The 13,951-nt window shown below is 70.2% G+C and carries 12 protein-coding genes; 6 read left to right on the top strand and 6 right to left on the bottom strand.

The window, feature by feature from the left end; all coding sequences use genetic code 11:
* Positions 1 to 610 precede the first annotated feature (610 nt).
* The 3 genes from HUA76_RS03335 to HUA76_RS03345 all read right to left on the bottom strand — a co-directional run bounded on the left by HUA76_RS03335 (position 611) and on the right by HUA76_RS03345 (position 3,915).
* On the bottom strand, positions 611 to 1,156 hold the full coding sequence (locus HUA76_RS03335) for a GNAT family N-acetyltransferase (protein ID WP_174457461.1): 546 nt from the start codon (positions 1,154 to 1,156) through the stop codon (positions 611 to 613).
* 423 nt (positions 1,157 to 1,579) lie between these two features.
* Positions 1,580 to 2,017 (bottom strand): organic hydroperoxide resistance protein, encoded by a 438-nt coding sequence (locus tag HUA76_RS03340; protein WP_174459974.1) that lies wholly within the window; start codon positions 2,015 to 2,017, stop codon positions 1,580 to 1,582.
* A 296-nt stretch (positions 2,018 to 2,313) separates the two neighbouring features.
* Complete coding sequence (locus tag HUA76_RS03345) at positions 2,314 to 3,915, bottom strand: S8 family serine peptidase (protein ID WP_141645412.1); 1,602 nt, start codon at positions 3,913 to 3,915, stop codon at positions 2,314 to 2,316.
* A 184-nt stretch (positions 3,916 to 4,099) separates the two neighbouring features.
* On the opposite strand from HUA76_RS03345, the gene HUA76_RS03350 reads away from it, so the two are divergent.
* Positions 4,100 to 4,885, top strand: coding sequence for a HipA family kinase (locus HUA76_RS03350; RefSeq protein WP_174457463.1), 786 nt, complete (start codon positions 4,100 to 4,102; stop codon positions 4,883 to 4,885).
* Positions 4,863 to 5,261, top strand: coding sequence for a DUF3037 domain-containing protein (locus HUA76_RS03355; RefSeq protein WP_141645410.1), 399 nt, complete (start codon positions 4,863 to 4,865; stop codon positions 5,259 to 5,261). Before HUA76_RS03350 ends, HUA76_RS03355 begins: the two co-directional genes overlap by 23 nt.
* A gap of 17 nt (positions 5,262 to 5,278) precedes the next feature.
* On the opposite strand, the gene HUA76_RS03360 is transcribed toward HUA76_RS03355, so the two are convergent.
* Positions 5,279 to 5,848, bottom strand: coding sequence for a hypothetical protein (locus HUA76_RS03360; RefSeq protein WP_141645409.1), 570 nt, complete (start codon positions 5,846 to 5,848; stop codon positions 5,279 to 5,281).
* A 237-nt stretch (positions 5,849 to 6,085) separates the two neighbouring features.
* Between HUA76_RS03360 and HUA76_RS03365 the strand changes: the two genes are divergently transcribed.
* A complete protein-coding gene (locus HUA76_RS03365) occupies positions 6,086 to 7,084 on the top strand; it encodes an endonuclease/exonuclease/phosphatase family protein (protein ID WP_141645408.1) in 999 nt (332 codons plus the stop codon).
* A 13-nt stretch (positions 7,085 to 7,097) separates the two neighbouring features.
* Here the strand turns inward: HUA76_RS03365 and HUA76_RS46375 are convergent, their stop codons facing one another.
* Positions 7,098 to 8,027 carry a DnaJ domain-containing protein gene (locus tag HUA76_RS46375; protein ID WP_174457465.1) on the bottom strand — a complete coding sequence of 310 codons (930 nt, stop codon included), beginning with the start codon at positions 8,025 to 8,027 and terminating at the stop codon, positions 7,098 to 7,100.
* Between the two features lie 138 nt (positions 8,028 to 8,165).
* Here HUA76_RS46375 and HUA76_RS03375 point away from each other — a divergent pair, with 138 nt between their 5' ends.
* The 3 genes from HUA76_RS03375 to HUA76_RS03385 all read left to right on the top strand — a co-directional run bounded on the left by HUA76_RS03375 (position 8,166) and on the right by HUA76_RS03385 (position 13,261).
* On the top strand, positions 8,166 to 10,808 hold the full coding sequence (locus HUA76_RS03375) for a M1 family aminopeptidase (protein ID WP_174457466.1): 2,643 nt from the start codon (positions 8,166 to 8,168) through the stop codon (positions 10,806 to 10,808).
* 187 nt (positions 10,809 to 10,995) lie between these two features.
* On the top strand, positions 10,996 to 12,939 hold the full coding sequence (locus tag HUA76_RS03380; protein WP_174457467.1) for a PAS domain-containing protein: 1,944 nt from the start codon (positions 10,996 to 10,998) through the stop codon (positions 12,937 to 12,939).
* A 154-nt stretch (positions 12,940 to 13,093) separates the two neighbouring features.
* Positions 13,094 to 13,261, top strand: a complete 168-nt coding sequence (locus tag HUA76_RS03385; RefSeq protein WP_174457468.1) for a hypothetical protein — start codon at positions 13,094 to 13,096, stop codon at positions 13,259 to 13,261.
* On the opposite strand, the gene HUA76_RS03390 is transcribed toward HUA76_RS03385, so the two are convergent.
* Positions 13,255 to 13,857, bottom strand: coding sequence for a hypothetical protein (locus HUA76_RS03390; protein ID WP_174457469.1), 603 nt, complete (start codon positions 13,855 to 13,857; stop codon positions 13,255 to 13,257). The genes HUA76_RS03385 and HUA76_RS03390 overlap by 7 nt on opposite strands.
* Between the last annotated feature and the right edge of the window lie 94 nt (positions 13,858 to 13,951).

A 13,951-nucleotide genomic window follows, 5' to 3' on the forward strand; every position in this document is an offset into this window, starting at 1 on the left:
GACATCCACATGAGCGGTGCTTGCCATGAGGCTCCCTATCGTCCCGAGCATTCAGCGGCACAAGCGCCAATGACGCCCCATGACGTAATGCCCGCGGCGACAATCCACATGACACTGGCACGCCCCATCAGCTTCGTCGCGGGACCCGGGAACACGGGACGCCCGGAAACACTTCGAGACGCGATGTTCATGAGCCGCCAGGGAGAGGTGAAGTGCGAAGCGCAGGCCTGATAACCAAACGGCTTCCAGTACGGTCCCGCCGCGAGCGAGATTGCCGAGCCCCATGGGAAGTCGGAGCCATCATTCCCCGTCGACGAATCTGAGTCCCCACACATCAGGGGATTGTTCTCCAGGGGATTGACCTCGTCGATGCATGCCGCCCAGCAAGTCTCATCAAACGCGAGGCCGGTCGGGTCGGACCAGTACAGAGGGTTGTTTGCCGCGTACGCGTACGCGGGCACGCCATACCCCTTCTCGGCCATCTCTCGGCTGTAGCCTGGGTCCTGGAGAATCGGCTCCGGCTGGAGATACCTGCCGATGCTCGGGTCGTCGTTCCGGTTCCAGTTCTAAGTCCCCCAGCCCGACGCCAACCTTCATCGCCCATCTGTCTTCACGCGCAAAGATTGCGCGTGGGCACCAGCAGGAGATGCTCCCGGGACTCGACGGGCAAATCCAGACGCAGGTACACGTAGCCACCGGGCCGTGCGTCCATGGGCGGAAAGCCCGGCACCTCCAGCGCGCGGAAGCCCAGGGACTCCATGAGCTGGAGCGATGTCCCCCTCCCCCCGCGCACGCAGGTCTCCAGGTGGCGCAGTCCGTCCAGTCGCACGCCCTGACGGATGAGCTCCGTCATCGTCCAGTGCCCCACGCCCTCCCGGCGATACTCCGGCGCGATGGCGCAGCTCACCCGTGCGTAGCGCTCCTCGCGACGGATGTTCGTGAGCGCCGCGAGCCCGATGATGCCCGAGCCCCGCTCCGCCACCGCGAACAGCCGGGTGCCCTCCGCCGCGCTCCACCGGCCGGGAGGATTTCCTCCCGCCTCCGGCCGCAACCACCCGAAGAACTCCTCGATGTCGGGCTCCTCCAGCAACATCCGCGCTGCTCCCGAGACCGCCACACCCGCTACTTCCATCGGAATGAGCTGACGCTCACGCATGCTGACTTCCCCCCTTCGACCCCACCCGACTTCAAGGGGCATGCCAGAGGGCCTCCGCGGGGCACGCCGCGAGGCCCGCTCGGAGGGGGCGCGTCGGGGCGCGACGCACGCGCGTGTCACCAGCACGCGAGCGCCTGGCCAGCACTAGGGGAAACCCCGCGAGTCCCACGGTGCACATCGTGTCCGCCACGACACGGACGCGCTCAGGCCCCGCGCCAGGATGGAGCACTCACGCACCGGAATGGAGCATCCCCGCGCCACGATGGATCACCCGCGCGCCTCGACACGGAACGCTCACGCGTCGCTGCAACACGGTGCACTCACGCGTCGCCGCAACACGGTGCACTCACGCGCAGACACGGCATGCCCACGTACCGCCGCGACACGGCGCACCCACGCGCCGCGGCGACACGGGGCCGTCCACTACTCCGCGACGGAGAGCTTCACGTCGATATTGCCACGCGTGGCGCGCGAGTACGGGCACACCTCGTGGGCCGCGTGCATCAGCTTCTCCGCCTCATCGCGGGGAATGCCCGGGAGGATGCCCTGGAGCTCCACCGCCAACCCGAAGCCGCCGTCCGGCGTCTTGCCGATGGTGACGTTCGCGGTGATGCCCACTTCGGGCCCCAGCTTCTTGCCGCCCTTGCCCGCCACCAGCCGCAGCGCGCTCTCGAAGCAGGCGGAGTAGCCCGCCGCGAACAACTGCTCGGGATTGGTGGCCGTGCCTCCCGCCCCACCCAGCTCCTTGGGCATCGTCAGCGGCAGGTCGATGACCTTGTCCGACGACTGGACCTTCCCGTTGCGGCCTCCGTGAGCGGTGGCGTGGGCGGTGTACAGCGGCGAAATCGTGACGGGGGCCATGGTTCTCTCTCCTGGAATTCCAGCTCGGGTTCGTAAAAGCGAAACGGTGGACTCAGATAGCGGCGACACGCGACGGCGGGAGCCCCTTCACCACAACCTCCAGCCTGCTCCGTTCAACCCCCAACAACCGGGCCACCCCATCTCCGACGGGCACCGCGTCCTGCGCCATGGCCTATGATTAGGGCTCAATTAAATTGCGCGCAATCAAATCGAGCCCAAAAAAAGTCCCCGGGGCCGCGAAGCTGGCGGCGACCGGGGACCTGGGACTCACCCTCTCGAGCGAGTCGCGCGGGGACTCAGCGCTCGGCGACCGTCGTGGGCGGCGTGGCGACGAACTCCTTGGCGGCCTTCACGGCGGCGGCGATGTCCAGCTTGCCGCTGGTGCTCACCTTGCCCTTGAGGTCCGGGTCGACCTCCACCGTCTTCACCAGCAGGTCGCGCACCTGGGCGGCCGTCAGGTCGGGGTTCGCGGCGAACATCAGGGCCGCGGCGGCCGCCACCGTCGGGGTGGCCATGGAGGTGCCGCTCATCTTCTCCCAGTCGCCGCCGGGCACGGTGCTCAGCACGTCCTCGCCCACGGCGGCCAGCTCCACCACCTTGTCGCCGTGCGAGGAGAAACGCGCCAGCTTGTCGTTGTTCCTGTCCATGGACGCCACGGTGAGCACGTTGGGCAGGTTCAGGTTGGCGGGCATGTCCGCCACGTTGTTCATGTTGCTGCCATTGCCGTTGGCCGTGGCCGCGACGAGCAGGATGTCCGCGTCCGCCAGCTTCTGCACCGCCGCCGTCCAGCGGGCCTGCGAGGCCGCATCGCGGTACTCGTCACCGAAGCTGGCGTTGAGGGCGCGGATGTTGGCGCCGTGGTTCTGCTTCATGTTGACCACGTAGTCCACGCCGCGCTCGAAGTTGGTGAGCAGGTCCGCCCCGTCATACAGGCCGCCAATGCTCATCACCTTCGCCTTGCCCGCGGCGATGCCCGTGTTGCCCTGGCCATTGTCCTCGGCGGCGATGATGCCGGCCACGTGCGTGCCGTGGTCCGTCCCCTGGCCCTTCATCACGTCGCCGCTGTTGAAGCCGACGTTGAAGCCGTGGATGTCGTCCTTCACGCCGTTGCCGTCGTTGTCGATTCCGTCGCCTGCGACCTCGCCCGGGTTGGTCCACATGGCGCTGTCCAGGTCGGCGTGCTTGAAGTCCACGCCGCCGTCGAACACCGCGACAATCGGCTCACCCGTGGGCTTGGGCGGCTTGGGGTCCACCGGGCCCGCCGTCTTGCCAGCGGCCTCCAGGCCCCAGCTCTTCAGCGTGCCCGTGTCCGCGCGCGCCTTGTCCTCCACGGACAGCGTCCAGGTGCCCTTGGCCGACTCGCCCTTGAAGGCGGTGCTCAGGTCGAACGTGCCCTTCACGTCGTCCGCGTTGCCACCCTGGCGGTCCGACACCGTCGCCGTCTTGCCGGACGGGCTGGTCAGCTTCACCACCAGGTCGCCGCGGTAGGTGTGCGGCAGGTCCAGGTTCAGCTTCAGCGAGTCCAGCGCCACGTCCTGGTCGAAGCTGACCGTGGACGTCACCGTCTGGAGGTCCTTCACCGCCGCGTTCGGCGTGGCGGAGGCCGTCAGCGTGACGGGCGTGGACGCGTCGCGGCCGGCGATGGAGACCTTGCCAGGGCCGAAGGCGAAGGCCGTGGCCGGCAGCACCGGGGCGCTCGGGTCCGGACGCTGGCCCGTGGGGCGGTCCACGAAGTTGCTGGGACGCGCCGTCTTACCGGAGTCGAAGCCGTCGGTGCCGTTCTTGCCGGGCCGGGCCACCACGCGGGACTCGGTCGTCGCGGGAGCCTCCGGACGGGTGGACTCCTGGGTACGGGTGACGGGCGACGGGAGCGACGTGGGCTTGCGGGTGACGGTCATGATGGGCTCCGTGGGGGATCGGAATCGAACGGCCTGTCACCCATTGTCGCACCTCATCCGGGGCAGTTTCCTCGGGGCTGCTTTTTCCACTGCCGGTGAAGCCCTCGTGGGGCGAGGGGGCGTGGTAGAGCGCGGCCCTCGGGCCCCGGGTGGAAGACGGGCCGAGTGAGGACGGGAGCGGAGGATGCCGAGGACCATCGTCGCCACGCGTTATGTGACGCCCCTGCGCGAGGGGGGCTCGCTGCCCGCCATCGTCGAGGCGGACGACGCGGGGCTGTACGTCGTGAAGTTCCGGGGTGCCGGACAGGGCGCCAAGGCGCTCATCGCGGAGTTCATCGCCGCGGAGCTGGCGAAGGCGGCGGGCCTGCGGGTGCCGGAGATGGTGCTGGTGGAGCTGGACCCGGCGCTGGGCCGCAACGAGCCGGACAGCGAGATTCGGGACTTGCTCAAGGCGAGCGCGGGGCTGAACCTGGCGCTGGACTACCTGCCGGGCTCGGTGACTTTCGACCCGGTGGCGGGCCCGGCGCCAGACCCGGCCGTGGCCTCCGCCCTCGTCGCGTTCGACGCCTTCATCACCAACGTGGACCGCACGCCGAAGAACCCCAACCTCCTGTGCTGGCACCGGGAGCTGTGGCTCATCGACCATGGCGCCTCGCTCTACTTCCACCACGCGTGGGAGGACTGGGAGGAGCGCAGCCAGAGCCGCTTCGCGCCCATCAAGGACCATGTGCTCCTGCCCTGGGCGAACGCCCTGCCCCAGGCCCAGGACACGCTGAAGGCCCACCTCACGCGCGAGCGGGTGGAGGCCACCGTCGCCGGAATCCCGGAGGGCTGGCTGCAAGCCGCCGAGTCCCCCTTCCCCAGCGTGGACGCGCACCGCGCGGGCTACGTCACCTGGTTGCTCAAGCGCATCGAGGCCCTGCCGGCCTTCATCGAGGAGGCGGCACGTGCCCGCGCACAGCTCGTTTGATTACGCCATCATCCGCGTCGTCCCCCGCGTGGAGCGCGAGGAGTTCATCAACGTGGGCGTCGTCCTCTTCTGCACCACGCAGCGCTTCCTCGGCGCCCGCGTGGAGCTGGACGAGGCGCGCTTGAAGGCGCTCGCGCCCGACGTGGACGTGGACACGGTGCGCTGCCACCTGGAGAGCTTCCGCCGCGTCTGCGAGGGTGGCAAACACGCGGGCCCCATCGGCCAGCTCCCCCAGAAGGACCGCTGGCACTGGCTGGTGGCCCCGCGCAGCACCATCCTCCAGACGGGGCCGGTGCACTCGGGGCTGAGCCAGGAGCCCCAGCAGGCCCTGGAGCACCTGCTGGACACCGTGGTGCGGGTGAAGCGCGCGCCGTGACGCGAGGGCCCGCGGGCCTACTTCACGCGGCGCCCGGTGAAGCGGACCTTGGCGGTGCACTCCTCCAGGTCCACCGTGTCGGTTCCGGCGCCCTCGTATGACGTGGCGCGCGCGTCGATGAAGCCCTCGATGGTGTCGTCCTCCAGCGAGTCGTTGGCGATGTAGAAGCGCAGCACGTAGCTCACCGACGGCGTGCCCGCACCCACCCCGGGCACGCTGCGGAGGTGGACGTATTGAAACGGCCCGCTGTCGGAGGTCGTCCCGCCGAGGACGTCCGGGGCGTCATCCTTGTCGACGATGGCCTGGTCGCCCCGGTGCAGGGTGAAGGCGACGTCGGGCACCTCCAGGCTCGTGGCGCCATACTCCTCGGCGCGCACAATCCATCGCTGCTGGAGGGCGAGCCCCGAGGGTCCGCCGGTGCCCGGAATCGGCTGGGCCTCCTTGTCCGTCTTGTCGACGCACGCATAGGGGACGGCCTGCGCCTGGGCTTCGTCCAACGTCACGTCGTACTGCTCCTGCTCGAACTTGCCGCAGCCGGTCATCACCAGCATCAGCGGCAAGCCCCACTTCCTCGCGACCTTGAACATCGCTGTGTCTCCCTTGAGGAATGCCCCGTGCCGGCCCTTCGCGCGCGGGACGCCCGCCACCCCGTCGGGCAGGCAGACGCCTCCATCCTCGGGGGAAGGAAAGCACGGCGGCGGCGGCACGGCGAGCGCGGGCCAGCGTCGACTGTTTGACGGGAGGCCGACCGACAAGGAAGAGAGGGCGCGACGGCCGGGATGTGAGTACCTTCTGCCTGTGCCCGGGACGGGCACGGACCTCGTATGCCCGACTCCTCGTTGCGAATCGTCACGTACAACGTCCGCTATTTCGGCCACATGCTCCGGGGCCTCGCGAGCACCGTGGGTCCCAAGCGCCGCGTGGCCGCCGCGCTGGCGTCGTTGGACCCGCTGCCCGACGTCGTCTGTCTCCAGGAAGTGGAGACGACGTCCCTGCGCAGCACCATCGCCCACCGGCCCAAGCTGCCCGGCGAGACGCAGTTGATGGCCTTCATGGGGCGCATGGAGGAGACCTTCACCGCCCAGGGTCGGGAGATGCCCTACGAGGCGTTCTACTTCCGCGCCCACCACTACAAGCTGGGCGAGGTGTCGCTCTACACCACGGGACTCGCGGTGCTCGTCAACAAGCGCACCCTCCAGGTGGACAAGCACAACGTGGACGCGCCCCAGGCCATCACCCACCACCACGTCCAGCGACTGAAGGACCGCAAGCAGAGCCGCATCTGCGCGCACATGCGCCTGTTGCGGCGCGAGGACAACCGCCCCTTCCACGTCTTCAACACGCACCTGAGCCTGCCCACGCCCTTCGCGCGGGAGTTCTGGTCCACCAAGGACAAGATGGGCTGCGGCGTGAACCAGCTCCACGAGGCGCGCAAGCTGGCGGACTTCGTGGGCATCCTCTCCGCGCAAGAGCCGTTCGTCGTCTGCGGGGACTTCAACTCGCCGCCGGCCACGCCCGTGTTCCGCTACCTCACGGGCGACGTGCGCTTCACCTGCGCCCAGGCCGCCGTCGGGCAGATTGACCCGAACGTGTCGCGGGGCTTCCCCACCGCCGGCTTCATGCACATGCGCATGCACCTGGACCACATGTTCTCCGGCGGCGGCGTGCGCTGGCTCGACACGCAGGAGACCAGCCCCTTCGGGGACTTCAAGAGCCGCTTCCACGGGCTGTCGGACCACATGCCCATCGTCGCGCGCTTCGCGCTGGAGTCCGCGCCCGCCATCCTCGCCCTGCCCGGCGCGCCCGTGCCCGACGTGGGCTGAGACAGCCACCCGCTCACGTCCCCGACTTGAGCTCGTCCTCCACCTCTTCCCACGCCTCCAGGATTTCGCGCGTGCGGCGCTCCGCCAGCTCCTGGAACTCGGGCGCCAGGTGCGCCACCTTGTCCGGGTGGTAGCCGGCGATGAGCGCGCGAAACGCCTTGCGCGCCTCATCCAGCGACATGTCGCGCGCGAGCCCCAGCACCGCCCAGGCGTCCTTCCGCGCGGGCATGCGGAGCGGTGCGCGGGTGCCTCGCGGCGGAGTCGCCTCCGAGTCCGCCGCATGAGTCTCCCGCGTGTCCTGGCCCGATGCATCATCCCAGGGCCTCGACGGCTCCGAGGCGGCGGCCTGCTCGGGTCTGACGCGCCGGCTCCCTCCTGGAACGCGCGAGCCCTCGCCACCCGCGCGGCGGCGCCAGCCCTCCTCGTCCGGCGGGGGCCCTGACGCCTCCGAGGCGCCGGTGCTCGCCGGGCGACGAGGGGACCTGGGCGCGCGCTCCGGCCGCTTCGTGCCGGGCTTCCGCGCCGGGTCCGGCGCGGGGACGCGGGAGGTGAGCTGGCTGAGCGCGTCCTCCAGGAACCACAGGTCGCTGGCGGGCAGGCCGTGCTTGCGCACCACCTTGCGCGGCCGTCCGTCCTCCAGCAGGAGGTAGCCGCTGGTGACGGCGTACGCGTCGTCCCGACTCTCCGGGTAGAGCCGGTCGCCCAAATCCCCCAGCGGGTCCCTCCACATGCCGTCCGCGGTGCCCTCGTCCGCCACCAGCACCTGCGTCAGCACGCGGCCATGGAGGAACTCCAGGGTGGCGAAGGGCTCGCGCGCCTCTGGCGAGCGCATGGCCGGCCCATGACGCACCCCGGTCACGAGCAACAACCCTCGCGTCCCATCCACATGGGCGAAGAGCTGCTCGCGCACCTGCTTGTCGGAGAAGAAGAGGACGAACTGCACGGTGGACAACGTAGTCCGAAGCGCCCCCACCCGGCAGATGATACGTCCGGTGCCCCCGCGCGAGGGTGCAGGGAGAGACAGTGCGACGAAACATCGTCTCGACGGTGGCTCGCGCTTGGGAAAGAGTCCTCCCTGCTTATGCGCTGCTGCCACCGTCACTCCTCCGAGCCCGCCCTCCCTCAGTCCCGCGCCTTTGGCCTGCCTGGCGCCACCGAGCACTACGCCGCGGAGCGGCCCGTCCGCGCCGAGCACGTCCGCATCGAGTTGGAGCTCGACTTCGAGCAAGGCCGCGTCACGGGCGTCTGCACCACCCGCGTCTCCGCCGTCCGCTCGCTGTCCACCCTCACCTTCGACGCCGTGGACCTGGACGTCTCGCGCGTCCTCGTCGACGGGCGCCCCGCCCGCTTCTCCAACTCCGGGACACATGTCCGCGTGGACCTGCCCTCGCCCCTGGAGCCCGGTCACGCCGCGGAGGTCGCCGTCCACTACGCCGCCCGTCCGCGCCGGGGCCTGTACTTCTGGGGACCCGAGGCCGCCTATCCGGACCGGCCCCGTCAGGCGTGGACTCAGAACCAGGACACCGACGCGCGCTGCTGGTTCCCCTGTCTGGACACGCCCGCGCAGAAGGCCACCTCGGAGCTCATCGCCACCTTCCCCGAGGGCCTCACCGCGCTGTCCAACGGCGTGCTCGTGAGTGACAGCGTCCAGGACGGCCGCCGCACGCAGCACTACCGGATGGAGCAGCCGCACGCGCCCTACCTCGTCACGCTCGCAGTGGGCGACTTCGAGGAGCTCACCGACACGTCGGGCACCGTGCCGCTGCGCTACCTCTTCCCGCGCGGCCGGCGCGAGGACGCGCTGCGCTGCGTGCGCCGCACTCCGGAGATGATTCGCGTGTTCCAGGAGGCCACCGGCGAGCCCTACCCCTGGAGCGGCTACGCGCAGGTGTTCCTCACCGAATTCATCTTCGGCGGCATGGAGAACACCACCGCCACCAGCCTCACCGACTCCGTCCTCCACGACGCGCGCGCCCACGCCGACTACAACGCGGAGCCCCTCATCTCCCACGAGCTGGCGCACCAGTGGTTCGGCGACCTGCTCACCTGCCGCGACTGGCCCCACGGCTGGCTCAACGAGGGCTTCGCCACCTGGTTCGAGGTGTTGTGGAAGGAGCGCGCCGACGGACAGGACGAGGCCGACCAGCACCGCCTCGCGGACCTGGACGCGTACCTGGGCGAGGTGAAGGAGCGCTACGCGCGCCCCATCGTCTCGCGCCGCTTCCACGCGCCTCTCGATGTCTTCGACCGGCACCTTTATGAGAAAGGCGGCCTGGTCCTCCACGAGCTGCGCCGCCGCCTGGGTGATGCCCTGTTCTTCCAGGGCCTGCGCCACTACGTCTCCCGCCACCGCCATGGCTCGGTGGAGACGGTGGACCTGTCGCGCGCCTTCGAGCAGGCCACCGGCCACAACCTGGACGCCTTCTTCGACCAGTACGTCTTCGCGCCCGGCCACCCGGAGCTCAAGGTGGAGGTGCGCTACGAGGCGGAGGACCGCCGCCTGCGCCTCAAGGTGCGGCAGACGCAGCGCACCGACGCCGGCACGCCCCTGTTCCGCCTGCCGCTGGACGTCCTCGTCACCACCGACGGCCAGGACACCTCGCACCGGCTGGAGGTGACGGACGCGGAGCACTTCTTCCACCTGCCCTGCCCCACCGCGCCCACGCAGGTGCGCGTGGACCCGCGTCGCGACGTGCTCGGCACGCTGGAGGTCGACAAGTCCGGGGGCCTCTGGCTGGAGGAACTGCGCGCCGCGCCGGAGTCGCGCGCTCGCACCGAGGCCGCGCACGCCCTGGGCCGGGACGGAGGCTTCCGCGCCGTGGAGGCGCTGGGCACCGCCCTCACCGACACGCGCCTGTTCTGGGGCACCCGCGCCGCGAGCGCCAGGGCCCTGGGCCGCATCCGCACACCCGAGGCCCGCGCGCGCCTGCTCCTGGCCCTGCGCGCCGAGCACCCCCGCGTGCGCCGCGCCGTGGTCGCCGCGCTGGGCGAGTTCCGCCGCGACGCGGAGGTCATCGCGCTCCTTCGCGCCCTCCTGCAATCTGGAGACACCAGCTACTTCGTGGAGGCAGAGGCCGCGCGCAGCTACGGCAAGCTGCGAGCCGCGGACGCGCTGACGGTGCTGGAGACGGCCGCCACGCGCGCGTCCTTCCAGGACGTCATCGCCGTGGGCGCCATGGACGGGCTCGCCGAGTCGCAGGACCCCGCCGCCTTCCCGCTGGTGGAGGCGCGCACCGCGTACGGCCAGCCCGCCTTCCTGCGCCGCGCCGCCACCCAGGCCGTGGCGAAGCTGGCGGAAGTCGCTGGCCGACAGCGCGAGGCCGTGGACCTGCTCACGGAGCTGCTCCGGGATTCGATGTTCCGCGTGCAGATGGGCGTCTTCGAGGCCGCGCGGACGCTCGGAGACCGGCGCATCGTCTCCGCCCTGGAGAGCACGCCCCTGAGTGATGCCCGCGCCCGGCGCGCCGCCCGGGAGACGGTGCGCTCGCTGCGCGAGGGTGAGCCCCAGGCACGGGAGCTGGCCTCGCTGCGCGAGGAGGTGGACGCGCTGAAGGACGTGACGCGCGCGCTGAGGGAGCGGCTCGAGGTGCTCTCACCCACGCGTCCCGCGCCGCTGCCCTCGTCGCCGAAGAGCGCGAAGAAGAAGGCCCCGAAGGCCCGGAGCAAGCAGGCTCCGGCGCGCAAGAAGGCGGGCAAGCCCGGAGCCGGCGGCCGCCGACGCTAGGCGCCTTCGCGCGGCCGGCCGCCCGGCACACGAACGTGCCGGCTTCGCGACGTCCGGGAACGCGGGCCGACGCGCCCGCTGCCGCCGATGGCTACCTCTAGGCCAGGGGGACGGAAATCCCTCGCGAGTCACGTCGTGGGCGCCAGCGGTCGCTCAGGGCCGGCCGACGCGGAGCCCAGGGGAGAACATGGCCGGAGCCAACGCCGAGCTCAGCGCCTGGCTGGATGCCGCCGTCGACCCGCTGGTCGCCTGCGACGCGAGTGAGCGGGTGTGCTTCCTCAACCGCGCGGCCGAGCGGCTGTTCGCCTGGAAGCGCGAGGACCTCCAGGGGCAGCCCGTCTCCCAACTCTTCCCGGAGCGCATGCGGCGCCATGAAGGCCAGAGCCTGGTGCGCTACCTGCTGTCGCGCGGGGACGCCCTGGAAGGTCGCCCCACACGGGTCTTCGCGAGCCGTCGCGACGGCGTGGAAATCCTGGTGGAGCTCACCGTGGGCACGTCGGGCCAGGGTGACGACGAGCGCATCGTCCTCAGCCTCCGACGCCTGCACGAGGTCATCGACACCTTGCGTGAGCCGCTGGAGCACCCTCGCCACGCAGGGGCGGCGAGGCTCGTCGAAACACGGGCCCGGGGGGAAGACCTCTACCGGCTGGTGGTGGAGAACGCGCCATTGGGCATCTTCCACTACGACACCTCACCCGTCATCACCGCCTGCAACGAGCGCTTCGTCACCATCCTCGGCGCCACCAAGCGCATCATCGTGGGACTGAACCTCCTGTCGCTGCGCGACGAGGGGATGATGCGCTGCGTGCGCGAGACGCTCGCGGGCCGGAGCGCGGACTACGAGGGCGACTACGTCTCCGTCACCGGCCACAAGGTGACGCCCGTCCACGTGCGCTTCGCGCCTTGCTACAACGACGCGGGCGCCGTCGAGGGCGGGGTGGGCATCGTCGAGGACGTCTCCCAGCGGCGGTTCGCGGAGCGGGAGCGCGACGAGAGCCTGGCGCTGCTCACCATGCTCTTCGACAGCGCCCCCGTGGGCCTGGGCTTCGTGGACGCGCGGCTGCGCTACGTGCGCGTCAACGAGCGGCTTGCGCGCATCAACGGCAGGCCCGCCGAGGAACACCTGGGAAAGGACCCCCATCAGGTGCTCGGCCCGGGCGGGCCCGCTGTCGAGGAGATGCTGCGACGGGTGCTCGAAACGGGCGAGCCCGTGGTGGAGGAGGAAGTGGACACGAAGGTGATGGGCGTTCCCGGCCCACGGCGGCTGCTGGCGGGCAGTTGCTATCCGGTGCGCGCACCCGATGGGCGGACGCTGGGCGTGGGCGTGCTGGTGGAGGACATCACCCAACGCAAGCTCGCCGAGGAAGAGCGCGAGCGGCTGTATCACGAGGCCCAGCAAGCCATCCGCGTGCGCGACGACTTCCTGTCCATCGCCTCGCACGAGTTGAAGACACCCCTCACCCCGCTGAGCCTCCGGCTGGCCACCCTGGAGCGGAGGCTGGAGCGGGGAGAGAGCGTGGACCCCACCCTCCTGCGCCATGCGCGCCAGCACCTCCTGCGGATGACAGGGCTCATCAATGACTTGCTGGATGCCTCGCGCATCGAGGCCGGCCGGCTCGCGCTGCACCCGCAGGCCACGCGCATGGACAGCCTGGTGGAGCATGTCCTCCAGGCCATGGACGCGCAGCGCGGTGGCCACGAGCTGCGCTACCAGCGGCCCGAGAACGCCGTGCAGGTGTTCGCGGACCCGTACCGGTTGGAGCAGGTCATCTCCAACCTCGTGGAGAACGCCTTCAAGTACAGCCCCGACGGCGGCGTCATCCAGGTGACGTTGGAGACGCATGGAGAGCTGGCGCTGCTGTCGGTGAAGGACCCGGGCATCGGCATCCCCGAGGACCAGCAGAGGCTGCTCTTCGAGCGCTACTTCCGAGCCCGCAACGTCTCCTCCCGCTCGTATGGGGGGTTGGGCCTGGGCCTGTACATCAGCCGCGACATCGTCGAGCGCCACGGCGGTCGAATCTGGGTGGAGAGCCAGGTGGGCCAGGGGTCCACCTTCCACGTCGCCCTGCCCCTGCTCAGTGGCACCTCCGCCCACCCGCCCGCCACCCAGCCGGACCGGCACGTTCACTGAAGCTCCGCCACCCTCGCATCCGAAAGAACTACAGGCCCGCCTGTCCATCCCTTCGCATCCCAGGGCGCCAATCGCCTGGATTCGCGGGTCCCAGGCGCTGGCACGCGGGCTGCTCTACCGAGAGCCAGAGGATGAACCCGAGAGGAGCAGGCACATGACGACGGAAACGGCTGCTTGGACTCGCGACAATGACGGTTGGCTCGTGCGGGTGAAGGTGGGCGGGCGCATCCAGGAGGTCCGCTGCACCACGGAGGTGCAGGCGCGCTACATCGCGGGCGTGCTGGCCTTCAATCCGCCTCCCGCCTCGAAGCTGCGTCACTGAGCCAGGCCGAGAGGGCCCGTGGGCGGGCTGACCAGGTACGCGTCGAGGTGGTACCAGTTGTTGTACGCGACCTTCCACGCGCCCTCGTGGACACCGGGCAGGGGGATGAGGGGGCCACCAATCTGGCCGCTGGTGCCCCAGGTGAAGCCCATGTCCACGCCGGTGGACGTCTCCTGCACGGTGAGGTCCGTGGCGAGCTGGGTGTTGAACCGGCGAATCTCAGAATTGGTGCCGGACACCCAGAAGATGATGCGGTGGGCGCGCACGTCGAAACCGAACGCGTAGAAGGCGCCCGAGTTGCTCGGGTCCGTGACGATGACGGTGTGCGCGCTGAGCAGGTAGGGGCTGTGGGGATACAGCGGCGTGCCGGTGGGGATGCTCGACAGGGGCGTGGGCGCGGTGGGGATGGCGTACGGCGTCCCGGGAATGGTGCCCGGGCAGTAGTTGGACAGCGGCGGAGGCACGGGGAGCGCGTGCTGCTCGGTGGAGCCCAGGGCCGCGAGGTCCTCGGAGGCCGACACGTCGGAGGGGTCACCACCGCAGGCGGCGGTGGACAGCGAGAGGATGCAGAGCAGCGCGGAGCGGAGATTCTTCATGGTGTGTTCCTCGGTGTGAAGTGACACGTCGAGCGTCCACGGCCCTGGGGAGCCGAGGTCGCCTGTGTTGGTGTGGCGGTGGTGAAGTGAAGCG

Source organism: Myxococcus sp. CA056 (genome assembly GCF_013336715.1).
GTDB classification, from domain to species: Bacteria; Myxococcota; Myxococcia; order Myxococcales; family Myxococcaceae; genus Myxococcus; species Myxococcus llanfairpwllgwyngyllgogerychwyrndrobwllllantysiliogogogochensis.

Bases quoted from the DNA above. Each gene is read 5' to 3' on its own strand.
- HUA76_RS03335 (WP_174457461.1), bottom strand. From the start codon at position 1,156: ATGCGTGAGCGTCAGCTCATTCCGATGGAAGTAGCGGGTGTGGCGGTC.
- HUA76_RS03340 (WP_174459974.1), bottom strand. From the start codon at position 2,017: ATGGCCCCCGTCACGATTTCGCCGCTGTACACCGCCCACGCCACCGCT.
- HUA76_RS03345 (WP_141645412.1), bottom strand. From the start codon at position 3,915: ATGACCGTCACCCGCAAGCCCACGTCGCTCCCGTCGCCCGTCACCCGT.
- HUA76_RS03350 (WP_174457463.1), top strand. From the start codon at position 4,100: ATGCCGAGGACCATCGTCGCCACGCGTTATGTGACGCCCCTGCGCGAG.
- HUA76_RS03360 (WP_141645409.1), bottom strand. From the start codon at position 5,848: ATGTTCAAGGTCGCGAGGAAGTGGGGCTTGCCGCTGATGCTGGTGATG.
- HUA76_RS03365 (WP_141645408.1), top strand. From the start codon at position 6,086: ATGCCCGACTCCTCGTTGCGAATCGTCACGTACAACGTCCGCTATTTC.
- HUA76_RS03375 (WP_174457466.1), top strand. From the start codon at position 8,166: ATGCGCTGCTGCCACCGTCACTCCTCCGAGCCCGCCCTCCCTCAGTCC.
- HUA76_RS03380 (WP_174457467.1), top strand. From the start codon at position 10,996: ATGGCCGGAGCCAACGCCGAGCTCAGCGCCTGGCTGGATGCCGCCGTC.
- HUA76_RS03385 (WP_174457468.1), top strand. From the start codon at position 13,094: ATGACGACGGAAACGGCTGCTTGGACTCGCGACAATGACGGTTGGCTC.
- HUA76_RS03390 (WP_174457469.1), bottom strand. From the start codon at position 13,857: ATGAAGAATCTCCGCTCCGCGCTGCTCTGCATCCTCTCGCTGTCCACC.